We start from the raw sequence: 22,276 nt of genomic DNA on the forward strand, positions 1-22,276 counted from the left end.
GGTAGGCGGTTCGTCCTAACGTCGCATCCATGTTCGACCATGCGGCGGAGGGCCGTCGGGGATCGGTGGGGGTTCGGCCGCGGTCTCCTGTCCGATCGGGGTTGTCGGCGGTTGCGGGCGGTCTGGTGTTGGTGGGGGCCTGCGTGCTCTACCTGAGGTGGCACGGGGTGTGGGTGGCCGCCGGGGCGGAACTGGGCGACTTCAAGGTGTACGTGGCCGCCGGGCAGGCCGTGCTCGACGGGAAACCGTTGTACGAGCCGTGGAAGGCCGCCCTGCCGACCATCGCCGGCACGTTCAAGTACCCGCCCTTCGCCGCCGTGCTGTTCGTGCCGTTGGCGTTGCTGCCGACGTGGGCCCTGCCGGTGTTCGCGCTGGGCGGGAACCTGGTGCTGATGCTGGTGGTGATCCGGCTCGGCCTGCGGGCGACGGGGCAGCCGCCCGGCCGCACGGCGGTGGCGTGGACGGCCGTGCTCGGCGCGCTGTGCCTGGCCATGCAGCCGGTGGAGTGGAACCTGTTGTGGGGCAACGTCAACGTGCTGCTGATGGCCCTGGTGCTGGTCGACGCGGCGCTGCCGGAGGACAACCGGTGGAAGGGCGTGCTGACCGGCGTCGCGGCCGGGATCAAGCTCATCCCGCTGATCTTCATCGCGCACCTGCTGCTGACCGGGCGGTGGCGCGCGGCGGGCACGTCCGCCGCCGCGTTCCTGGTCACGATCGGGCTTGGTTTCCTGGTGCTGCCGGGGGAGGCCGGCTACTTCTGGGGCGGCGGCGTCACCGACCCCGACCGGGTCACCGGCACGGGTTCGGCGGACGCGCCGGAGAACCAGTCGGTCCGGGGCGTCGTCGCCCGCCTGCTGCACGACCCCGACCTGCCGTCCGCGTACTGGGTCCCGGTGGCCGTCGTGGTCGGGGTCGCCGGGCTGCTGCTGGCCCGGCGCGCGTCCTCGCGCGGCGAGGACTACCTGGCGACCTCGGTCGTCGGCGTCACGATGGTGCTGGTCACGCCCGTTGCCTGGTCGCACTACTGGGTCTGGTTCGTGCCGTTCTTCGTGCTCGGCGTCCGGTGGGCGGCGACCTCGCGGCGGTGGTGGCCGTGGGTGCCGGTGGTCGCCGGCTACCTGCTGGTGCTCGCCTGGCCGGGCGGCCGCAACTGGGACATGCCGTTCCCCGGCCTGATCTTTCTGCCGACCCACCCCGCGGCCGGGCTGGTCGCGAGGGGGCTGCAGAACGTCGAAGTCGGGGTGGGGCTGCTGCTCCTGGTCGCCGTCGCCGTTCACCTGTACCGGGGAAACCGCAGCTCGCGGCATAGTCGACGCTCGCTCGGGTAACCCTTACGAGTGACTATCGTGCGAAGGGACATCCCGGCCCTGCCCGACCTCGTGTTCGCGACGGCGGCGGAGCCGGTGCGCCTCGCCGACTGGTTGCCCCGACCGCTGGAGCTGGTCGGCGTCAACGACGACGTGCTGATCCTGCGCCACGGCGAGCGGCTCTGCCAGGTCCGGGCCACCGTCGACCTCGACCTGCTCCGGCTCTCCTGGACACCGCTGGCCGACGACGGCTGCGCCGGCACGCTGCGGGTCAGCCCGCGCGGCGTCGGGCGCAGCGTGGTCGAGCTGGACCACGAGGACGAGGAGCTGGCCGGTCGGCTGCTCGACGCCCTGGCGGAGCAGGTCGAGGCGACCTTCATCGAGGGGTGATCCGGGGCGGGCCGTCCGAGGGGCGGACGGCCCGCTGTCGCCGGTCAGCCGCGGTCGACGGTGATGCCGTAGCCGACGCCGCCGATGTCCTGGCCCTCGGCGAGCTGGACGACGTGCTGGACGAACTGGCCAAGCTGCGTGCCGGCGGTGAAGGTCAGCTCGGTGGTGTGCCGCTCACCGGGCTGGACCGGGATGCCGAGGAACGCCGCGCGCTTCGGGTCGGCGATCTCGAACTGGGTCTCGCCGACCTGCTTCACGCCCTCGGCCCTGGCCCCCGTGGAGCGCCAGAGCTCGACCAGCCTCGGGCCCAGGTCGATGACGACCCGGCCGTTGCCGACCAGCGGGCGGTCCGGGCTGGTGACGACCAGGTCGGTCTTGATCGGGCGCCCGGTGGCGTTGCCGACGGCGAACCAGGACTTGCCGGGGGCCTTCGGGGTGGCCCGGACGGTCTGGTAGTTGCGCCACGCGATGTTGTTGTTGCGCTGGGTGTTGAGCGAGGTGTTCGCGGTCTCCGGGAAGGTCATCGGGTCACTGGCCGACACCCAGCGGGCCAGCAGGCAGAAGTGGCCGGGGCCGGGGACCGGGCTCCACAGCACCTTCGCCACGGTCACGCCGCCCACCGGCACCGAGAGCGTCTCCTCGCCGATGTAGGTCCAGTCGCCGTTGGTCACCGGGTCCCAGTTGGTCGAGCCGCCGGGCGTGGTGCGGTAGACCTTCAAGGTGCCGAAGCCGTTCGCGGTGGCGTTCGGGCCCGGGTTGTTCAGCCGCACGTGGATGTAGTTCGCCTGGCCCACGACGGGCTGGATGCCGGGGCCGCAGTCCGCGAGGCCGGGGCAGACCTTGATGTCCGGGCTGTTCCAGAACAGCGAGTTCGGGTTCGGCTCGGCGCCGGTGTCGACGCCCTGGTCCTTGATGAACACGTCGCTGCGCTTGCAGTCGCGCAGGAAGTCGATGACCGCCGTGCTGACGCCGCTGCCGTCGGCCTGCGCCTGCGTGTACAGGCCGCCGGTGGTGGTGGCGTAGTTCTGCATGATCGGCACGATGGTGCTCGTCAGGCCGCCCGACGTGGGCACGTAGACCGACGAGACCTTGATGCCCTTGCTCAACGCCTGGGTGGCGCGCAGCGCGGCGTTGGTGGCGTCGACGTTGGCCGGGGTGGTGTCGTAGTCGTCGTCGAAGCCGCCGGGGCGGGCGTCGGTGATCAGCACCGCCAGCTTGGTGGCGTTGGAGCGCCAGCCGACGGCGAAGTCGACGTTCTGCGGGCGGCCCGCCGCGGGCAGGTTGTTCACCACCGTGTTGAGCGCCTCGTCGGAGGCTTCCGGCTCGTTGCCGCCGCCGCTCGCGGCGAGGGCGTTCACGCTCGCGATGACCGGCGTCCGGTTGTTGGGCGCGAAGTTGTCGACGACGGTGACGTTGTCCTTGAACGTGGCCAGGCCCAGCCGGTAGTCGAACCCGGTCAGGTTCTCGACCTCCTGCGCGATCTGGTTGATGCCGGTCTTGAGGTTGGTGATCGCGCCGCCCATGCTGCCGGTGTCGTCCACGACGAACACGACGTCCATCGGGCCGCACTTGCGCGGGGCGGTGGGCGCGGGCGCGGCTCCGGCCGGGCTCACGACCTGGGTGACCGACGCGGCCAGCGCGAAGGCGGCCAGGACCGTCAGCGCCGGTCTGCGAATGCGTTGCATCAGGGGGATCTCTTCTCGCTCGGGCGTTCGGACGCAGGGTCCGGGCGCGGATCCGACAGCGCGCCGGACGTCGTCGTCCGGCCCGCACCAGGAGGAGCGGGAGAGGTTTCGCGGCGTACTGCGCGATTCGTCGTCACTTTCTTGTCCGACGAATGGCCCTGTCCCGCGCTGGGCGGGTGACCTGCGGAAATGGCTGCGGAGAACCGTATTCCGACTACGCTTCGCGAGGTGGGATGGGCCGTTCGAGTCAATTTCGGGGAATGCGGATGGTGAACGTGGTGGAGCCCGGCCGGCTGTCCAGCCCGATCGTCCCGCCGTGCGCCACGATGAGTGAGTGCGCCACCGCCAGGCCGAGCCCGCTGCCACCCCGGTCGCGGGTGCGCGAGTTGTCCACCCGGTAGAACCGGTCGAAGATCCGGGCCTGGTCGGCGGCCGGGATGCCCGGCCCGGTGTCGCTCACCCGCAGCACGGCGTGCCGGCCCTCGACGGCCACCGACAGCGACACGGAGGTGCCCGGCGGGGTGTGCAGGGCGGCGTTGGCCAGCAGGTTGTCCAGCACCTGCCGCACCCGCATCGGGTCGAACCGCAGCCGCACCGGCTCCGGACCGGGGAGCACCGTCAGCGGGTGGTCCGGGCGGGCCGCCTGGAACGCGTCGGCCGCCTCCCGCACCAGCTCCGCCAGGTCGCCGTCCACCGGCCGCAGCGGCGCCTCGGTCTCGGCCGAGTCCAGCCGGGCCAGCAGCAGCAGGTCGTCCAGCAGCACGCTCATCCGCGCCGCCTCCGACCGCAGCCGCTCCAGGTGCGCCTCGCGCTCCTGCGGCGCGTTCGCGGCGGCGTAGCGGAACAGGTCGGCGTAACCCCGGATCGACGTCAACGGGGTGCGCAGCTCGTGCGAGGCGTCCGCGATGAACCGGCGCAGCCGCTGCTCGGCGGCCGTGCGCGCGGCCAGCGACGAGTCGATGTGCTCCAGCATGGTGTTGAACGCGGTCCGCAGCTCCTCCACCTCGACGCCGCCGCTGCCGCCCTCGGCGCGCACCGCGAGCCGGGCCGAGTCGGTCAGGTCGTGCGACGAGATGTCGTGCGCGGTCTGCGCCATGTCGCTCAACGGTTGCAGCCCGCGCCGCAGCACCGCCCGGCCGATCACCACGAACGCGATCAGCGCCAGCAGGAACGTGGCCACCACGACCATCACCAGCTGCCGCACGGTGTTCGTCAGGTCGTTCATCGGGGCGGCGCTGACCAGCACCAGCCCGTCGCCCATCGGGCAGCCGCGCAGCCGGTAGGTGCCCTCGCCGCGCAGGTCGGCGGTGCGGAACACCGGCTTGTCGCCGGTCACCTCGCGGGCGACCTCGCGCATCTCGGTGCTGTCCAGCGGCAGCCCGGCGGGCGGGCGCAGGGTGACCTCGTCGCCGTCGACCTGGTAGACGGCGGCGAACCAGCCGTAGATCGAGGTGTTGAGCTTGCCGTACTTGTTGACGTCCTTCTCCAGGTCGACCTGGGTCGCCTTCATCTGCTCGTCGAGCTTGTCGGCGAGGTAGCCCTCCATGTTGGTCACCATGACCATGCCGACCACCGCGAACACGCCCAGCGCCAGCGCGCCGAGGCCGAGCGCGAGCCGGGTGCCCAGCCGCAGCCGGTGCCGGCCGAACCAGGGCAGGCGGGCCACTAGTCCGGGGCCTTGCGCAGCACGTAGCCGACGCCGCGCACGGTGTGGATCAGCGGCTGGTGGCCGTCGTCCAGCTTGCGCCGCAGGTGCGAGATGACCAGCTCCACGACGTTGGACCGGCCGCCGAAGTCGTACTCCCACACGTGGTCGAGGATCTGCGCCTTGGTCAGCACGGCGGGCGAGCGGCGCATCAGGTAGCGCAGCAGCTCGTACTCGGTGGGCGTGAGGGTGACCAGCCGGCCCGCGCGGCGCACCTCGCGGGTGTCCTCGTCCATCGCCAGGTCCGACACCTTCAGCACCGACCGCTTCCACTGCGGCCCGGTGGAGCGCCGCAGCACGGCCCGCAGCCGGGCCATCAGCTCCTCCACCGAGAACGGCTTGACCAGGTAGTCGTCGCCGCCCCGGGTCAGCCCGGCCACCCGGTCCGCGGTGCCGTCGCGGGCGGTCAGGAACACCACCGGCACCATCGCGCCGGACGAGCGCAGCCGGTCCAGCACGGTGAACCCGTCCAGGTCGGGCAGCATCAGGTCGAGCACCACGATGTCCGGGTGGAACTCGGCCGCGGTCGCGAGCGCGGCCTCGCCGCTGGCCGCGGTGGCCGCCTGCCACCCCTCGTACCGGGCGACCGTGGCCACCAGGTCCGCGATGTGGGGTTCGTCGTCCACGACGAGCAGTCGAACCGCATTGGCCTTGTCCACGTGCTCATGGTGCGGCAACGCCGTGCGGCGGGCTAACCCGATCCCGCACCGGCCGCTGATCTACAGGAACTCGACAGGAAGCGGACAGGGCCCGCACAGCTCCCGTCCGCAGGCTCGAAGGCGGACCCACCGAACAGGGAGTGCTGATTGTGACAACCGTCCAGCTGTCGGCGCCGGCGGTGCGCCCGAAGGTGGTGGCCCGGACCGGCCTGCACGCCGTCCTGGCCGCGAACGTGGTCGTGGTCACCGCGCTGTTCGTCCAGTCCGGCCAGTCGGCCAACGCGCTGATCCTGCTCGGCCGGCTCGCCGGGCTCTACGGGGCGCTGCTGATGGCGTTCCAGCTCCTGCTGGTGGCGCGCCTGCCGTGGTTGGACCGCCGGCTCGGCATGGACCGGCTCACGTCCTGGCACCGCTGGGTCGGGTTCTCGCTGCTGGTGACCCTGGTGGCGCACGCGGTCCTCATCGTGTCCGGGTACGCCGAGGTGACCTCGCTGCCACCGGTCGACGAGCTGGTGACGATGGCGACGACGCTGGAGGGCGTCCTGCGCGCGGTGGTGGCGCTGCTGCTGATCCTGGTGGTGGGTGGCCTGTCGGCGCGGTTCGCGCGGCGGCGGATGGCCTACGAGACGTGGCACTTCGTCCACCTGTACGCCTACATCGCGGTCTTCCTGGCGTTCTCGCACCAGATCGGCCTCGGCGGCACGTTCACCTCCTCGCCGGTCGCGACCGCGTACTGGTGGGGCCTCTGGGGTTTCGCGCTCGGCGCGGTGCTGGCCGGACGGCTCGTGCTGCCGCTGTGGCGCAACCTGCGGCACCGGCTGCGGATCGCCGCGGTCGTGCCCGAGTCCGACGACGTGGTGTCGATCTACATCACCGGCCGCGACCTGCACCGGCTGCCCGCGCGGGCGGGCCAGTTCTTCCTGTGGCGCTTCCTGACCCGCGACCGGTGGTGGCAGGCCAACCCGTTCTCGCTGTCGGCCGCGCCGGACGGGCGGCACCTCAGGCTCACCGTGAAGGCGCTGGGCGCGGGCAGCGCGTCGCTGCGGGCGTTGAAGCCGGGCACGCGGGTGTTCGCGGAGGGGCCGTACGGGGCGTTCACCGCCATGCACCGCACGCGCCCGCACACGGTCCTGGTGGCGGGCGGGGTCGGCATCACGCCGGTCCGGGCCCTGTTGGAGGAGCTGCGCGGGCACGTCGTGGTGATCTACCGGGTCAGCCGGCCACAGGACGCCGTGCTGCTGCACGAGATGCGCGACCTGGCACAGGCGCGCGGCGCGGTGCTGCACGTGGTCTCCGGTCCGTCGAACGCGCCCACGCCGCACGGCCCGCCGCTGGGCGCGCGGGCGTTGGCCGCGGCGGTGCCGGACATCCGCGACCGGGACGTGTTCGTGTGCGGGCCGCCCGGGATGACCGGGGCGGTGTTGCAGGGCCTGCGCGAGCTCGGGGTGCCCAAGCGGCAGGTGCACGCCGAACGCTTCAGCCTGGCGAGTTGAGGGAGCAGCCGTGAAGTCGAGGGAGCAGCCGTGATGTCGAGAGGACAGCCGTGAAGCGGGCAGTGCCGATCCTGTTGTTGACCGTGGCGGGGCTGGTCCCGTTGTGGCGCTTCGAAGCCCGGCCCGAGACGGTGGACACCGCGCAGGTCGCGGAGGCCGCCCCGGAGACGGTCCCGAAGACGTCGGCACCGGGGACCTCGGGGACGGCCGCGCCGGAGGTGGTTGGGGAGACGCAGACCGTCAAGGGGTCGCTGGTGCGGACCAGCCACGGTGACGTGCAGGTCGAGGTGACGTTCGAGGGCGACCGGATCACGGCTGTGCGGATGCTCAAGCAGCCGAACAGCGCGCCGACCCGGAAAGCCGTGCCGCTGCTGGTGGAGGAGACGCTGACCGCGCAGAGCGCCGAGGTGGACACCGTGTCCGGCGCGACCGCGACCAGCGAGGGCTACGTGCGGTCGCTCCAAGCCGCGATCGACGCGAAGGGCTGACCATGCGCAAGGTCGAGCACATCATGGGCCTGCCGATCTCGGTCGACCTCCGCGACGGGGACACCGCCGCCGTGGACCGGGCGTTCGAGTGGCTGCGCGAGGTCGACGCGCGGTTCAGCCCGTTCCGCCCGGACAGCGAGGTGTCCCGGCTGGACCGGGCCGAGCGCGGCTCGGGCGCGCTCGACTCCGGTGGGGCCGACTCCGGTGGGCTCAGCCCGGACCTGGCCCACGTGCTGGCCCTGTGCGAGCACTACCGGTTGGCCACCGGCGGCGCGTTCCAGGTGCGCCGGCCGGGCCGGGGGCTGGACCCGTGCGCGGTGGTGAAGGGCTGGGCCGTGCAGCGGGCGGCCGACCTGCTGGCGGCCGGCGGGGCGTCCCGGTACGTGGTGAACGCGGGCGGTGACGTCGTGGCGGCCGGCGGGCCGTGGCGGGTGGGCGTGCGGCACCCGGTCGAGGCGGACCGGTTCTGCGTGGTGCTGGAGGTCGGCGAAGGCGCGGTGGCCACGTCCGGGCGCTACGAGCGCGGCGACCACATCGTGGACGGGCGGACCGGCGAGCCGGTGACCGACCTGGTGAGCCTGACCGTGTTCGCGCCTTCGCTGACCGTCGCCGACGCGACCGCCACGGCCGCGTTCGCGATGGGGCTGGACGGCATCCCGTGGGCGGCGGGGCAGGACGGGTGCGAGATCTACGCCGTGGACGCGTCGCGGCGGGTGTACCGGACGCCGGGGATGCCCGTCGCGGCGTGAACCGCGCGCGGGCTGCGGAAGGTCGGGGGCGGCCCGTCCCAGCGGCCCAGGGCCTTGAGCGTGCGGTAGCGCATGGCCCGGACGACCTCGCGGAACCTCAGGTCGTCGTCGGCGGGGAAGGTCGCGGCGGCCTCTTCGAGCCGGCCCAGGTTCGCCAGGACGGCGGCCCGGTGCCCGAGCAGTTCGGTCCGGTCGATCCACCACGCCCACGGCGGCGCGGTGGCGTCCGCTTCCAGCACGGCCTCGGCCTGGTCGAGGGCGCGCAGGGCGTCGGCGGCGCGGCCGGTCCGGGAGTGCGCGCGGGCCCGGCGCAGCGCGAACATCGCCCGGACCTTCGGCGAGCGCGTGCCGGCCGCGCCCCGGTCGGCCAGGTCCAGGGCTTCGGCGAACCGGCCGACGTGGGCGCGCTGCATGGCCATGGTGAGCAGGGTGAGCGTCGCCACGTCACCGCCCGGCCGGGCCAGGGCGAGCGCGGCCAGGTTGTGTGCGTGCGCCTCGGCCTGGCGCTCCTCCTCGAACAGGATCCAGCCGGCGACCTCGGCCAGTTCGGCGATCGCCTCGGCGGTGGCCGGGGTGGGCCGCGGCGCGGCGCGGAACGCCCGGACGGCGAGGGTGCCCAGGTCGCGGGTGTCGGGGCGGCCGTCCAGCGCGATCAGCAGTTCGGTGACGGCTCGGACGCCTTGCGGCATCAGACAACGGTCGGGTGAGGGCCGGTTGCGGGTGTGCCGGTTGTGCCAGGTTCTGTCACGGCTCTCCAGGTCGGTCCGGGGTGCGGAGGCTACCCGCCGAAGCGGGACAGGCGCAGGCCCGACAGCAGCAGGTGCAGGCCGTGCTCGAAGCGGGCGGCGGCGGCGTCGGCCACCAGGTCCCGGTGAGCCTGGCCATGCCGTCGAGCAGCTCGGCCTCGTTCTTGGCGGATGGTGCCCTACTCCTTCACGGTGTCAAGGAGATGGGCCGGGTGTGATGGTCCGCACGCGTTCTGCTACGGTTTTGCGCACGGGTTTTCCCGCTCTACGCAGGTCAGCCGGGTTACGCGCTCGGGGCGTGTGCCGGCAGTGACCGCGTGGAGAGCCGGCCTCGGTCGCACGCATTCGGGAACGTGCGGCCGAGGCCGGCTGTACATCACCGGCTTCCGCGTGAGCGCAAAGCCGCAAGAGCCCCCAGGGCCGGGCTTCGCCCGCGTGGGTGGCTACTCGTAGCGGGAGTGGTCGAACTCCGCCCCCACCACGGAGTGGCCCAGGTCGGAGCCCAGGCGGGTGAGCAGGTCGACCAGTTCGAGGCCGGCCAGCCAGTCCCTCGGCAGGGCGTCGGTGCCGTGCATCGCGCCCAGGAGGTTGCCGGTCAGGGCCGCTGTCGCGTCGCTGCCGCCCGAGTGGTTGGCCGCCGCCCGCAGCGCGTCCACGAACTGCGTGCGCTTCGGGTAGACCAGGACCGTGTGCACGGCGATGGCCATCGCCTCCGGGCCGGTCCAGCCGCTGCCCAGGCGGTCCACCCGCACCGAGTCGAAGCCGAGCGCCCGGTGCTCCTCGGCGAACAGGACCGCCCGGTTGAGGGTGTTGGCGGTGTACGGGTCGTCCCGCAGCACCCGGCCGATCACCTGGTCCACGGCCTCCCGGACCGGGCGCGCCTTCACCGCGATCAGGTGGATCAGCAGGGCGAACGCCCCGCCGGCCACCCAGCCGCCGGTCCCGCCGTGGGTCAGCGCGGCGAACCGGCAGCCCAGGTCGTAGGCGATGTCGGCGCTCGGCGCGAAACCCGCGGGTGCGGTCCTCGTCACACCGTTGCACCCGGAGGACTCGTTGTGGGGCTCCTCCGGGGTCGGCGCGGTGTCCGCCGCGAGGGCCCGCAGGCAGGTCAGTCCGGGCGACCGGCTGGAGTACAGCCGCTCGTCGCCGACCAGGCCGGTGGCCCCCGGTTCCGGGGCCGCCACCTGCTGCGTCATCAGCCAGCGGCGGTAGCTGCGCCACACCGTGTCGACCGGGTCCCACTCGCCGGTGTTGCGGCCCCGGACCCAGGCCCGCAGGTAGCCCTCGGCGGTGAAGAGGGTCAGTTGGGTGTCGTCGGTCACCAAGGCGGGACGCGGCGGTTCCAGAACACCTTCCGGGCCGTGGTCTCGTTGGATGTCCGTCCACCCCAGGTACTGGACGGGGGCGCCCAGGGCATCGCCCAGGGCGCCGCCCAGCAGGCAGGCGGCGCCACGGTCGACCACGCTCATCGGCTCGCGCGGCACTTGCCCTCCTGCACTGCGTCGTCGGGGCCAAAACCCTAGCCGTCGCGGGGTCGTCCGGTCATGGGAGCACGGCTAGTTGAGCAAGCAACATCTACCGACAGGTATCCAACGGCCCGTCTGGCGCACTTGATCCAGTGACCGAGCCGGACTGACCGGTGCACTACCGAGGCGGGGGGAGGGGCATGGCCGAGCGGAGCAAGAACGGGCTGGAGTTCGGTGTGCTCGGACCGTTGCAGGTGCTCGCCGACGGCCGCCAGCTCGTCATCGGCCGGCGTGGGATGCGCGGCCTGCTGGCGATGCTGGTGCTGGCCGCGAACCGGGTCGTCCCGATCGACGAGATCGTGGACAGCCTGTGGACCGACGACCCGCCCGCCACCGCCCGGACCATCGTGCACGGCTACGTCTCCCGCCTGCGGCGGATGCTCGACCAGGCCGACCCGGCGGGCTCCGCGCGGATCCTGACCACGCCGCCGGGCTACCAGCTCGCGGTCGACCCGTGGCGGCTGGACTTCCACCGGGCCCGCCAGCTGGTGGCCGGGGCGCGCGGCAAGCCCGCCCCGATCCGGGCGCAGCTGCTGCGCGAGTCGCTGGGCCTGTGGCGCGGCCAGGTGCTGGCCGACGTGCCCGGCGAGCCGGTCACCACCGACCTCGAAGAGCTTCGGCTCGCCGCACTCGAAGAGCGCGTCGAGGCCGAGCTGGAACTGGGCCGGCACCTCGAACTGGTCGGCGAGCTGCGCCAGCTGGTCAGCGAGTACCCGTTCCGGGAACGGCTGGTCGGCCACATGGTGCGGGCGCTGTACCGGTCGGGTCAGCGGGCCGACGCGCTGGAGGCCTACCAGCGGTTCCACCGGCGGGTGGTGGACGAGCTGGGCATCGACCCCGGCCCCGAGCTGCGCGTCCTACACGAGCAGGTGCTGCGCGACGACCCGGCGCTGAGCTCGCCGGGCCCGGCCGAGCCGGTGGCGCCGGTGCCGCCCCGGCCGGGGGTCGTGGTGCCCGCGCAACTGCCCGCGGCCGCGTCCGGGTTCATCGGGCGCGACGAGGAGCTGGCCTGGCTGGACCGGTTGTGCGACTCGCGCGACCCGACCGCGACGACGGTGGCCGTGGTCAACGGCGCGCCGGGGATCGGCAAGAGCGAGCTGGCGGTGACCTGGGGGCACCGCCGCGCCGAGCAGTTCCCGGACGGGCTGCTGTTCGCCGCGCTGAACGGCTTCGCGCCGGACCGGGACCCGGTGGAGCCCGCCGAGGTGCTGGCCCGGTTCCTGCTGGCGCTGGGCGTGCCGTCCGACGGCGTGCCGCGCGACCTGGACGACCGGGTGGGGCTGTACCGGTCGGTGCTGGCCCGGCGGCGGGTGCTGGTGGTGCTCGACGACGCGTGGGACCCGGAGCAGGTGCGGCTGCTGCTGCCGCCCGGGGCCGGGTCGGTGGTGCTGGTCACCTCCCGGCTGCGGCTGGAGTCGCTGGTGGTCAGCAACGGCGCGCGGATGCTGACGCTGGACACGTTGAAGCAGGACGAGTCCGTCCGGCTGGTCGACGAGGTGGTCGGCAAGCCGTTGTCCGAACAGGAACCGGTGGCCACCCGGATGCTGGCCGAGCTGTGCGGCAACCTGCCGCTGGCGCTGCGGATCGCCGCGGCGAAGCTGGTGTTCAGTCCGGAGTGGACGGTCGAGGCGCTGGTGGCGCAGCTCTCCGACGACGACGCCCGGCTGCGCACCCTGGACCTGGCCGACACCGAGGTCGGGGTGGCGCGTGCGCTGGCGGTGTCCTACCGCAACCTCCCGCCGGAGCTGGCGGAGACGTTTCGGGCGGCGGGACTGGTTCCGGGGCGGTGGGTGAGCCCGCACGCGATCGCCGCGCTGTGCCGCACGGACCTGGGCACCGCGGCGGGCCGGCTGGCCGACCTGGCCGACGCGCACCTGCTGGTGGAGCAGTGGCGCGGCGGGTACGTGCTGCACGACCTGGTGCGCCTCTACGCCCGCGAGCTGCTCGGCGAGGAGCGGTCGGCCGGGCGCACCGCGGCGCTGCGCAGGCTGATGGACCACTACCTGGCGGCCTGCGACCACGCCCGGCGGCTGATCCGGCCGGTGGACGACGGGCTGGACTTCGTGGCCGGGGAGCCGACCGCACCACGCCCGGCCACCTCGGGGCAAGCGCTTTCCTGGTTCGACAAGGAGTGGCCGAACCTGATCGCCCTGGTGCACGGCGCGGCGGAAGCCGGTCTGCACCAGCAGGTCTGGCAGCTGGTCCGGCTGGTCTACCCGTACTGCGTGGCCCGGCTGGTCGGCCGGGAGTGGCGGGCCATCGCCGAGTTCGGCCTGGCGTCGGCCCGGGTCGGCGGCGACCGGCGCGGCGAGCTGCTGGTGCTGCACGCGATGCACGCCATCAACGTGTGGACCGGCACGATCCGCGGCACGCTCCCGGACGCCGAGCGCGCCCATCGACTGGCCCAGGAGCTGGGCGAACCGCGCTACCTGGTGATGGCGCTGGACCAGTTGGCGTGCACGCTGTCCGCCGAGGAGCGCAACGAGGAGGCGCTGGCGCACTACCGCAGCGCCGTGGAGATGGCCCGGCGGGACGGCGACGCGCTGGGCGAGGCGACCGTCCTGAACAACCTGGCCCAGGTGGAGCAACGCCTCGGGCGGCTCGAAACAGCCGCCCAGCACCAGTTCCAGGCGATGGAGATCCACCACCGCAACGGCAACGAGCGCTGGTACGTGCTGGCCATCGGCAACCTGGCCGAGCTGTACGCGGAACTGGGGCTGCTGGCCGAGGCGGAGGACAACGCGCGGCAGGGCGTGGAACTGGCCCGCGGCGGGTCCATGCAGTTCGAGGAGGCGTTCGGCCGGCAGGTGCTCGGCACGGTGCTCGCCAAGCGGGGGGAAGTCGTTGCGGCGCAAGCGGAGCTCGCGGAGTCACTGCGGTTGTTCGAACGGCTGGGGTCGTCGCGGGCCATGTTCGTCCGAACGGCTCTTGAAGGCTTGACCACCGGGGTTTAGCGGCTGTTTAGCACCGGGCCGCGACTTCGTGGGAACTTGGTGACGCGCGCTGATCAACGTCGCGAGGCGGATCGGCGCGTCGGGTGGCTCTTGGAGGGGGATGCCAGGGGGGAAGCCACCCAACGGTCAGCCGGCCGGCATTCGGGGGAGAGTGCCGGCCGGCTGACCCGTTTCCGCAGTCCGCCGCCGGGACGCGCACGCCGCCGAGCCCCGTCACCGGCCGCGCCGACGCGACCACCACCGGCGGCCCGCCCCCAGGGGCTGGGTGCGCCGCTGGGCGCGGCCCGGACCGGCGGTGGTGGTCTGCGGGTGGGTCAGCTGTCGGCGCAGACCGGGAGCAGTTCCGGGCGCTTGGGGACGACGCCGTCACCGATCGACTCACCGCGCAGCTGGCGGGCGATCCACGGCACGACGTGCTCGCGCGCCCACTTCAGGTCGTGCCGGCGCTGGGCCATCCAGTCCTCGTCGGCCGGTGGCGGCCACGGGATGCTCCAGTCCTCGTCCGGCTTGAAGCCCAGGACCTCCGCCGCGCGCAGCGCCACCCGGCGGTGCCCCTCCGTCGACAGGTGCAGGCGGTCCGCGCTCCACGCGCGGCGGTCGTGCAGCACGGTCATCGACCACAGGTCGACCACCCGGCAGTGGTAGCGCTCGGCGACCGACCACAGGTGGCTGTTGTAGATGGCGATCTTGCCGCGCAACGACCGCAGGAACGGCGTGTGCTTGGGGTCGAAGCCGGTGAAGATCACCACCTCGGTGCCCGCCGCGCGCAGGTCCGCCACGGCGATCTCGTACATCTCGGCCAGCGCGTCCGGGTCCGAGCCCGGCACCAGCAGGTCGTTGCCGCCACCGCAGAACGTCGCCAGCCGCGGCTTGAGCTCGACCGCGAGCGGGATCTGCTCGTCCACGATCTCCTGCAGCATCTTGCCCCGGATCGCGAAGTTCGCGTACCGGAAACCCCGCTGGTGGCTGGAGATCATCGCCGCCAGCCGGTCGGCCCACCCCAGGTACGTGCCGTTCGGGCCCGGGTCGTCCATGCCCTCGGTGAAGCTGTCCCCCAGCGCGACGTAGCTGTCCAATCCGTCCACCGCATCCCTCCCCTTCCTCCGCGGCACCCCCGTGACCGCGCCTGACAGGATGCCTCCCGAGGTCGGGGCGACGCCACCGGCCTGCCGGGACACCGTTACCGGAGTGTCACTCGATAGTGGGGAGGATGTCGGCATTGGGCGATTCGTCACGGGCTCGGGCCTAGGGTTTCCGGTCGTGCCGCGTCTGCCCGTCCCACTGTTGTCCTTCGGTTCCCTGGCTCTGGTCGCCGGGCTCGTCACCGGGGTCGCCCTGGTCCGGGGCGAGCCGGAATCGCCGCCCGAACAGCGGATCGACGGCACTCCCGGGGTCGTCCAGGAGCCCGGCGGCGACGGCCCGCCGATGGAGTACCGGGGCGGGGACGGGTCCGGCCCGACCGCCGCGCGCCCCCGGACGGGCCCGCCGGCGACTACCGTCGGGACACGGTCGAATGCAACGGAGATCACGCCGCCCACGACCGCCGGCGGGCCGTCCGCCGCGGCTGTGCCGGAGCCGTCGGTCAGCACCGCGACAACCACCGCGACGCCCACCGCGACCACCACGGCGCCCTCGGGGACGCCCCCGGCGACGACCACGACGACGACTGAGGCCCCCGCGACGACGTCGGGCGCTTGACGTCGTCGCGGGGGGTCGGGCCCGCTGCCCGGCGGAGCCGCCGCCGAACATCCCCCGGGCAGCGGGGTCTGGGCCGGTGCGCAGGGAGGGCCGCCGCCGATCACCTCCCCGCGCACCGACGTCTCATCAGCCCCCGGCGGCCAGGTCCAGGGGCTCGTAGGCGGCGCGCAGCCGCAGTTCCGCGCCCGGCGCGGCGCCCAGGGCGTCCAGCCCGAGCAGGGCCGCGCCGACCACCGGCGGCACGTCGACCACGCGGACCTCGGCGCGCGGCGCGAACTGCCCCAGCCGTTCCCGCACCGGGTCCACGACGGCGCCGCCGGTGCCGGTCAGCACGCCGCCGCCGAGCACCACGTCCACCGGCTCGTCCAGCAGCGCGAGCCGGCGCAGCGACACCGACGCCAGCAGGACGACCTCCTCGACCAGCCGGTCGACCACGGTGAGCGCCACCGCGTCACCGCCCGCCGCGACCTGGAACAGCAGCCGGCACAGCGCGTGCGGGTCGAACTCGACCTGCTCGAAGTGCAGCCGCTCGACCACCTCGGCCAGCGATCCCGCGCCGTAGTGGGCGATCAGCGCGGGCAGCAGCGCGGTCGGTGCGCCGCGGCCGTCCTCGGCCCGCACGGCCAGCCACAGCGCCTTGCCGCCGATGTGTCCGCCGCCGCCCCAGTCGCCGGAGATCGGGCCCAGGGCGGGGAACCGGTGCGTCCGGCCGTCCGGCGCCACCGCCACGCAGTTGATCCCCGCCCCGCACACCACGGCCACGCCGATGCCGTTCGACGTGCCGGCGCGCAGCAGCGCGAACGTGTCGTTGCCGACGACGGTCGTGGCCGACCACCCGCGCTGCTCGATCGCCGTGCGCAGGTCTTCCTCTTCCTGCGGCAGGTCGGCCCCGGCGAGGTAGGCGGCGGTGTGCGCGGCGATCGGCTCGTCGGGCGCCAGGCCCGCCTGGCGGGCCGCCGAGCGGGCCAGCCCCTCGAACACCTCCAGGCTGCGCGGCAGGCCGACGTTCTGCGGTGACGCGCCCGGCCCGCGGACCTGGGCGAGCACCCGCCCGTCCAGGTCCACCAGCGCCACCGCGGTCTTGCTGTTCCCGCCGTCGATGGCGAGCACCCGGTCGGTCATCAAGCCCCCCGGCCCTTCGCCCACGGCAGGAAGTCGCGGTTGTGCGACACCAGCTCGTCGGCCAGCCGGTCGGCGATCGCGTGCTGCCCGACCAGCGGGTGCGCCAGCAGCGCGTTCGCCACCCGGTCGCGCCCGCCGTGCACGGCGGCGTCCAGCGCCAGGTGCTCGTAGGCGGTCACGTGCGCGATCAGGCCCGCGATCGCGGGCTCCAGCGGCTCCACCGGCAGTGCCCGCGCGCCCTGCGAGGTGACCGCCGCCGGCACCTCGATGACCGCGTCCTCGGGCAGGAACGGCAGGGTGCGGCCGTTGCGCACGTTGACCACGTGCTGCTCCGCGCCCGTGCCGCCGGTCAGCGCGTGCACCAGTTGCACGGCCGCCTCGGAGTAGTACGCGCCGCCGCGCTGGGAGAGCTGCTCCGGCTTGGTGACGACGTTGACATCGCCGTACAGGCCGAGCAGTTCCTTCTCCACCCCTGCCACGACTTCGGCGCGCGGAGGACTGGTCTTCTGCTGCCTGACAACGTCGTCGTGGTCGTAGAAGTACTTCAGGTAGTACGACGGCACCATGTCCAGCCGGCGCATCAGCGACGCGGGCAGGCCGATGTGCTCGGCCAGCGCGTCGCCGTGGTGCTCCAGCAGTTCGGGCAGCCGGTCGACGTCGTTGACGAACACCCCGCGCTCCCACGTGAGGTGGTTGAGCCCGACGTGCTCCAGCCGCACCGACTCCGGCTCGACGCCGAGCAGCGCGGAGGTCCAGCGCTGGAACGTGATCGCCACGTTGCACAGGCCGACCGCCCGGTGCCCGGCCCGCAGCAGCGCGCGGGTCACGATCCCCACCGGGTTGGTGAAGTTGACGATCCACGTGTCCTCGCCCGCGATCGCGCGCACCCGGTCGGCGATGTCCAGCACCACCGGCACGGTCCGCAGCGCCTTGGCCAGGCCCCCGGCACCGGTCGTCTCCTGCCCGACGCAGTCGCACACCAGCGGGAACGTCTCGTCCCGGGCCCGCGCCGCCTGGCCGCCGACGCGCAGTTGCAGCAGCACCGCCGATGCGCCGTCCACGCCCTCGTCGAGGTTCGAGGTGGTGACGATCCGCGCCGGGTGGCCGGCGTGCTCCAGCAGCCGCTGCGAGAACGCGCCGACCACGGCCAGGCGCTCGGCGTCCGGGTCGACCAGGACGATCTCGTCCACCGCGAGGCTGGTCCGGCGTCCGGCGATGCCGTCGACCAGCTCCGGGGTGTAGGTCGATCCGCCACCGACAACGGTGAGCTTCATCCTTTGACTCCAGTGAAGGTGATGCCCTTGACGAACGAGCGCTGGGCGAAGGCGAACAGCACCACGGCCGGGATCATGATCAGCAGCGTCGCGGCCATCGCCAGGTTCCACTGCACGTGGTGCATCCCCTTGAACGACGACAGCGCGAGCGACAGCGTCCACTCGTCGGGCCGCTCGCCGGTGTAGAGCAGCGGGCCGAAGTAGTCGTTCCAGGTGTAGAGGAAGCAGAACAGGGCGGTCGCGGCGATGCCGGGCCGGGCCATCGGCACGATGATCCGCACCAGGGCCTGGAACTCGGTGCAGCCGTCCACCCGCGCGGCGTCCACGTAGGACTGCGGGATGGTGAGGATGAACTGGCGCAGCAGGAAGATGCTGAACGCGTCGAACAGGAAGTACGGCGCGATCAGCGGCCACAGCGTGCCGGTCAGGCCCAGGCTGGACCAGGTGTCGTACAGCGGCACGGCGACCACCTGCGGCGGCAGCATCATCGCGCCGACCACGAGCAGGAACACCACGTTGCGCCCGCGCCACCGCAGCTTGGCCAGCGCGTACGCGGCCGGGATGGACGACAGCAGCATCCCGGCGGTGGCCAGCAGCGAGTACAGCAGGCTGTTGCCCAGGTACTTGAGCAGCGGGGCCTTGTCGAAGACCTCCAGGAAGTTGCCCCAGTGCCACTCGCGCGGCCACAGGTCCTTGGTGAACGCCTGGTTGTCCGACATCACGGCGGTGAGGAACACGAACAGGATGGGCAGCGCGAACATCAGCGCCATCGCGATGCCGATGCTGTGCACCGCCACCCAGTCCAGCATCCCCCGCCAGTCGCGGGGCCTCGGGGGCGCCTCGCGCACCCCGGCGTCGCGGTCGAGCACGGCGGTCATCCGCCCCCGCCCCCTTCCTCCTGGTGGCTGGCCTTGCGCATGCGCTGCACGAGCAGCGCCGTGGCGGCGAACGAGACGACGAACAGCACGGTCGCCATCGCCGCCGCGTACCCCATGTCGAAGAACCGGAAGCCCTTGGCGTAGAGCCACACCGGGAACGTCAGCGTCGAGTTCTCCGGGAAGCCGAGGTTCTTCGTCGCGCCGGTGATGTCCGCCGCGCCGCTGGCCGCCGAGCCCGCGACCACCGCCTGGGTGAACAGCTGGAGCGCCAGGATGATCGAGTTCACCACGCCGAACATCAGCACCGGTGAGATGGTGGGCAGCGTGATGTGCCACCACCGGCGCAGCGCGCCCGCGCCGTCCAGCTCGGCTGCCTCGTACTGCTCCTGCGGCACGTCCAGGACCGCGGCCAGGATGATGATCATCAGGTCGCCGGACACCCACAGCATCACCGCGGTGATGCCGACCTTGGACCACGCCGGGTCGGCGAACCACAGCGGGCTCTGCACCCCGAACCAGTCCAGGAACGTGTCCAGCGGGCCCTCGTTCGGCCGCATGACCAGGAAGAACACCAGGGTCGCGGCGACCGGCGGGGCGAGCGAGGGCAGGTAGCACAGGGTGCGCACCAGGCCGACGCCCGACTTCAGCCGGGCCACCACCGACGCCACGCCCAGCGCGAACAGCACGCGGGCGAAGGTCAGCACGACCACGAACCACAGCGTGTTGTACGCGGACGTGAGGAACAGCTTGTCCTTGAACATGAACGCGTAGTTGTCGAACCCGATCCACTCGGGCGGGTTGATCAGGTCGTACTTGGTGAACGAGAACCCGACCGTGGCGACCAGCGGGTAGCCGAAGAACAGGACGAACCCGATGATCGCCGGCGACAGGAAGGCCAGCACGGTCAGCCGGTGGCGGGCGCGGGAGCGGGACCGCCCCTTGGCAGGGGCGGGCCGCGCCGCGTCCACGCGTTCGAGCGTGGCTGTCATGGTTACTTGCCGCTCTTCGCGATCTCGTCGTCGATCTGCTTGTCGACGTCCTTCAGGCCGGCCATCAGGTCGGTGACCTTGCCCGACTGCCACGAGGTGGCGAAGTCGCCGATCGCCTTGATGTGCGCGTCACCGATCGGGGTCACCGGGTTGCCCTGGAGCTTGTCGCTCTTGGCCAGGTCGATGAAGGTCTTGAAGTTCTCGTCGACCTCCAGCCGCGGGTCGGCCAGCGCCGCCTTGGTGCTCGGGATGTTCTTGATCCCGTTGGACAGCGTGACGATCGTGTCGGTGTCGAACGACAGGTGCTTGATCAGCTCCCACGCCGCGCCGGCGTTCTTCGCGCCCTTCGGCACGCCCATGATCGTGCCGGTGGTGAAGCCGGTGCCGTAGAGCTCGGGCTTGATCGTCGGGAACGGCGCGGTGCCGAACTTGACGTTGGGGGCCTGGTCCTTGAGGAACGCGGTCCGGTACTCGCCGTCGATCATCATGGCGATCTTCTGCTGGTGGAACGCGTGGTCGGTGGAGTACTCCTGGCCCAGCCCCGCGCGGAACCGCTCCAGGTTGTCGAAGCCGTAGAAGTCGACCAGTTCCTTCTGGAACTTCAGCATCTCCGCCCACTCGGGCGTGGCCAGTGACGACTTGCCGTCCGGCCCGGCCCACTTCGCGCCGAAGTTCGGCGCCCAGATCGGCGGGCGGTTGGCGTAGAACAGCATGGTGGGCAGGAAGCCGGCGACCTCGATCGAGCCGTCCGGCGCCTTCTTGGTGGTGCGCTTGGCGAAGTCCAGCAGCTCGGCGGTGGTCTTCGGCGCGGTGGTGATGCCGGCCGCGGCGAGCAGCTCCTTGTTGAAGTACAGGCCGTACACGTCGTTGAGCATCGGCATCGCGCACCGGTTGCCCTTGTACTCGGTGTAGGAGCGCACCGCGTCCGGGATCTGGTTCAGGTCGACCTTGTCCCGGTCGATGTAGGGCTTGAGGTCCTGGAACGAGCCCGACGAGCAGAACTGGCCGATGTTGTCGGTGGTGAACGACAGCGCGACGTCCGGCGGGTTGCCGCTGCGGATGCCCGCGGTGATCTTGTCGTCGTCCTGGCTGCCCTCGTGCTTGATCTCGGCGTTGGGGTACTTCTTCTTGAAGCTCTCCAACGCCTTGGTGACCTCGTCCTGCTCACGGCCGGAGTAGTTGCTCCACACGGTGAGCGTGAACTTGTCGTCCTTGCCGGGTGCGGCGGCCAGGCCGCCGGCCTGGTCGGACTTGCCCGCGCCTGCCGCGCAGGCGGTCAGGGACACCGCGGCGGCCACGCATAGCAACGCTGCGCGCGAGACCTTGCGCATGTGCTCTCCTTCTCTCAACGTGCGGACGGGAACGTTGCGGCCCGCGGGACACCTTCGACGTGGAGTGACGTCTCAGGCGTGCTTCGGGCCCCGGAAGGGTTCGGTCGTGGCGGCGGGTAGGCCGAACACCTGTTCCCTGACGACCGACAGCGCGGAGTGCAGTGCGCCGGAGCGCACCGGTTTCCCGGTCACCAGGGCGAGTTGGACGGGGGTGCGGGGCACCACCAGCCGGCGGAGCTCCGCGGCGACCAGGTCGACCAGCGTGGTGCCGCCGGCCTGGGCGATGTCACCGGAGAGCAGGACGAGTTCCGGGTCGAGCACCGAGACCACGTTGGCCGCGCCGGTCGCGATCCGGCGGGCCAGGTCGACCAGGAACTCGCGGCCGGCCGTGCCCTCGGCGAGGGCCTTGCGCACGGCGGCCTGGCCCGTGCGCGCGGAGACCCCGTGCGCGCGGGCGAGTCGGACGATGGCGGGGCTGTCGAGCAGGTCGCCGTAGCGCCCGCCGGTCCGGTCGGTGCCGGTGTCGGCGGTGGCGTGGTCGGGGATCTGCATGGCGTCGATCTCGCCCGCGCCGCCGGTCGCGCCGCGCAGCAGCGACCCGTTGACCACGACGGCCGCGCCGACCGCGTCGGCGGGCCAGAGCAGGACGAAGTCCCGCACCCCGGTGGCCCGCCCGGCGACCATCTCCTCCAGCGCGACCAGGTTCACGTCGTTCTCGACGGTGACCGCGGTGTCGAGCAGGTCGGCGAGCGTGCCGGGGATGTCGAAGCCCTCCCAGCCGGGCATGTGCGGCGCGTAGTTCAGCCGCCCGGTGGCCGGGTCGACCGCGCCGGGCGAGCCCACCACCACGTGGTTGAGCGCCTCCGGCGAGAGCCCGGCCTGGTTGGCGGCCTTGGTGACCGCGCCGTGGAACGCCTCCAGCACGTCGGTGCGCGGCAGGGGGGCGCTGTGCTCGGTGAGCAGGGTGCCGGAGATGTCGGCGATCGCGACGTCGACGGTGCTCGGGGTGAGGTCGATGGCGGCCACGTGGGCGAGGGCGCCGTTGACCGTCCAGAGCTGGGCGCGGGGTCCGCGCCCGCCACCGCGCAGGCCGTTGCGCAGGACCGTGCCCTCGGTTTCCAGGCGGGTCAGCAGCTGGGCCGTCGCGGGCTTGGACAGCCCGATGATGCCTTCCAGTTCCGAGCGGGTGAGCGGGCCGTTGCGCAGCAGGGCCTCGATCGCCGCGCGGTCGTTGATCTCGCGCAGCAGTCGTGGGCTACCGGCTCGCATCGGTCCTCCTGTC

20 protein-coding genes are annotated in these 22,276 nt (G+C 72.6%); 8 read left to right on the top strand and 12 right to left on the bottom strand.

Translation table 11 applies throughout. The features are described from left to right. Positions 1 to 143 precede the first annotated feature (143 nt). Positions 144 to 1,328: a glycosyltransferase 87 family protein gene (locus BN6_RS02035; RefSeq protein WP_231904947.1), complete on the top strand. Its 1,185-nt coding sequence runs from the start codon at positions 144 to 146 to the stop codon at positions 1,326 to 1,328. An 18-nt stretch (positions 1,329 to 1,346) separates the two neighbouring features. Then, complete coding sequence (locus BN6_RS02040) at positions 1,347 to 1,697, top strand: hypothetical protein (RefSeq protein ID WP_041311682.1); 351 nt, start codon at positions 1,347 to 1,349, stop codon at positions 1,695 to 1,697. A gap of 44 nt (positions 1,698 to 1,741) precedes the next feature. On the opposite strand, the gene BN6_RS02045 is transcribed toward BN6_RS02040, so the two are convergent. From BN6_RS02045 to BN6_RS02055, 3 genes are all read right to left on the bottom strand, one after another. Next, complete coding sequence (locus BN6_RS02045) at positions 1,742 to 3,382, bottom strand: vWA domain-containing protein (RefSeq protein WP_015097860.1); 1,641 nt, start codon at positions 3,380 to 3,382, stop codon at positions 1,742 to 1,744. 247 nt (positions 3,383 to 3,629) lie between these two features. Then, positions 3,630 to 5,048 (bottom strand): sensor histidine kinase, encoded by a 1,419-nt coding sequence (locus tag BN6_RS02050; RefSeq protein WP_015097861.1) that lies wholly within the window; start codon positions 5,046 to 5,048, stop codon positions 3,630 to 3,632. Further along, the gene (locus BN6_RS02055) at positions 5,048 to 5,746 is read right to left on the bottom strand and encodes a response regulator transcription factor (RefSeq protein ID WP_041311685.1); all 699 of its coding nucleotides are present in this window, start codon (positions 5,744 to 5,746) and stop codon (positions 5,048 to 5,050) included. The genes BN6_RS02050 and BN6_RS02055 overlap by 1 nt, the downstream gene beginning before the upstream one ends. Positions 5,747 to 5,892: 146 nt before the next feature. Between BN6_RS02055 and BN6_RS02060 the strand changes: the two genes are divergently transcribed. The 3 genes from BN6_RS02060 to BN6_RS02070 are packed head-to-tail and all read left to right on the top strand — an operon-like array spanning position 5,893 to position 8,476. Continuing rightward, positions 5,893 to 7,239 (top strand): ferredoxin reductase family protein, encoded by a 1,347-nt coding sequence (locus BN6_RS02060; protein WP_041315888.1) that lies wholly within the window; start codon positions 5,893 to 5,895, stop codon positions 7,237 to 7,239. A gap of 50 nt (positions 7,240 to 7,289) precedes the next feature. After that, on the top strand, positions 7,290 to 7,727 hold the full coding sequence (locus BN6_RS02065; RefSeq protein ID WP_015097864.1) for an FMN-binding protein: 438 nt from the start codon (positions 7,290 to 7,292) through the stop codon (positions 7,725 to 7,727). Between the two features lie 2 nt (positions 7,728 to 7,729). Continuing rightward, positions 7,730 to 8,476, top strand: a complete 747-nt coding sequence (locus BN6_RS02070) for an FAD:protein FMN transferase (protein WP_015097865.1) — start codon at positions 7,730 to 7,732, stop codon at positions 8,474 to 8,476. Here BN6_RS02070 and BN6_RS41500 read toward each other — a convergent pair. Continuing rightward, on the bottom strand, positions 8,416 to 9,165 hold the full coding sequence (locus tag BN6_RS41500; protein ID WP_015097866.1) for a hypothetical protein: 750 nt from the start codon (positions 9,163 to 9,165) through the stop codon (positions 8,416 to 8,418). The two genes, BN6_RS02070 and BN6_RS41500, sit on opposite strands and share 61 nt — an antisense overlap. Before the next feature lie 80 nt (positions 9,166 to 9,245). Here BN6_RS41500 and BN6_RS45240 point away from each other — a divergent pair, with 80 nt between their 5' ends. Then, a complete protein-coding gene (locus tag BN6_RS45240; protein ID WP_148302708.1) occupies positions 9,246 to 9,440 on the top strand; it encodes a hypothetical protein in 195 nt (64 codons plus the stop codon). Between the two features lie 225 nt (positions 9,441 to 9,665). Here BN6_RS45240 and BN6_RS02080 read toward each other — a convergent pair whose 3' ends face one another. Further along, a complete protein-coding gene (locus BN6_RS02080; protein WP_015097867.1) occupies positions 9,666 to 10,706 on the bottom strand; it encodes an ADP-ribosylglycohydrolase family protein in 1,041 nt (346 codons plus the stop codon). A gap of 182 nt (positions 10,707 to 10,888) precedes the next feature. On the opposite strand from BN6_RS02080, the gene BN6_RS02085 reads away from it, so the two are divergent. After that, positions 10,889 to 13,702 carry an AfsR/SARP family transcriptional regulator gene (locus tag BN6_RS02085; protein ID WP_015097868.1) on the top strand — a complete coding sequence of 938 codons (2,814 nt, stop codon included), beginning with the start codon at positions 10,889 to 10,891 and terminating at the stop codon, positions 13,700 to 13,702. A 314-nt stretch (positions 13,703 to 14,016) separates the two neighbouring features. On the opposite strand, the gene BN6_RS02090 is transcribed toward BN6_RS02085, so the two are convergent. Further along, positions 14,017 to 14,787, bottom strand: a complete 771-nt coding sequence (locus BN6_RS02090; RefSeq protein ID WP_231904949.1) for an SGNH/GDSL hydrolase family protein — start codon at positions 14,785 to 14,787, stop codon at positions 14,017 to 14,019. A 199-nt stretch (positions 14,788 to 14,986) separates the two neighbouring features. On the opposite strand from BN6_RS02090, the gene BN6_RS44735 reads away from it, so the two are divergent. Then, the gene (locus BN6_RS44735; protein WP_148302709.1) at positions 14,987 to 15,400 is read left to right on the top strand and encodes a hypothetical protein; all 414 of its coding nucleotides are present in this window, start codon (positions 14,987 to 14,989) and stop codon (positions 15,398 to 15,400) included. Positions 15,401 to 15,526: 126 nt separating this feature from the next. Here the strand turns inward: BN6_RS44735 and BN6_RS02100 are convergent, their stop codons facing one another. The 6 genes from BN6_RS02100 to BN6_RS02125 all read right to left on the bottom strand — a co-directional run bounded on the left by BN6_RS02100 (position 15,527) and on the right by BN6_RS02125 (position 22,263). Next, positions 15,527 to 16,522 (bottom strand): N-acetylglucosamine kinase, encoded by a 996-nt coding sequence (locus tag BN6_RS02100; RefSeq protein WP_015097870.1) that lies wholly within the window; start codon positions 16,520 to 16,522, stop codon positions 15,527 to 15,529. Next, complete coding sequence (locus BN6_RS02105; protein ID WP_015097871.1) at positions 16,522 to 17,796, bottom strand: 6-phospho-beta-glucosidase; 1,275 nt, start codon at positions 17,794 to 17,796, stop codon at positions 16,522 to 16,524. Before BN6_RS02105 ends, BN6_RS02100 begins: the two co-directional genes overlap by 1 nt. Beyond that, positions 17,793 to 18,674, bottom strand: coding sequence for a carbohydrate ABC transporter permease (locus BN6_RS02110; protein WP_015097872.1), 882 nt, complete (start codon positions 18,672 to 18,674; stop codon positions 17,793 to 17,795). The genes BN6_RS02105 and BN6_RS02110 overlap by 4 nt, the downstream gene beginning before the upstream one ends. After that, positions 18,671 to 19,663 (bottom strand): carbohydrate ABC transporter permease, encoded by a 993-nt coding sequence (locus BN6_RS02115; protein WP_015097873.1) that lies wholly within the window; start codon positions 19,661 to 19,663, stop codon positions 18,671 to 18,673. The genes BN6_RS02110 and BN6_RS02115 overlap by 4 nt, the downstream gene beginning before the upstream one ends. A 2-nt stretch (positions 19,664 to 19,665) precedes the next feature. Beyond that, positions 19,666 to 20,994: an ABC transporter substrate-binding protein gene (locus BN6_RS02120; protein WP_015097874.1), complete on the bottom strand. Its 1,329-nt coding sequence runs from the start codon at positions 20,992 to 20,994 to the stop codon at positions 19,666 to 19,668. Between the two features lie 72 nt (positions 20,995 to 21,066). Next, entirely contained in the window at positions 21,067 to 22,263 is a 1,197-nt protein-coding gene (locus BN6_RS02125; protein WP_015097875.1) for an ROK family transcriptional regulator, read from the bottom strand. Positions 22,264 to 22,276 lie beyond the last annotated feature (13 nt).

The sequence above is a fragment of the Saccharothrix espanaensis DSM 44229 genome (assembly GCF_000328705.1).
GTDB classification, from domain to species: domain Bacteria; phylum Actinomycetota; class Actinomycetes; order Mycobacteriales; family Pseudonocardiaceae; genus Actinosynnema; species Actinosynnema espanaense.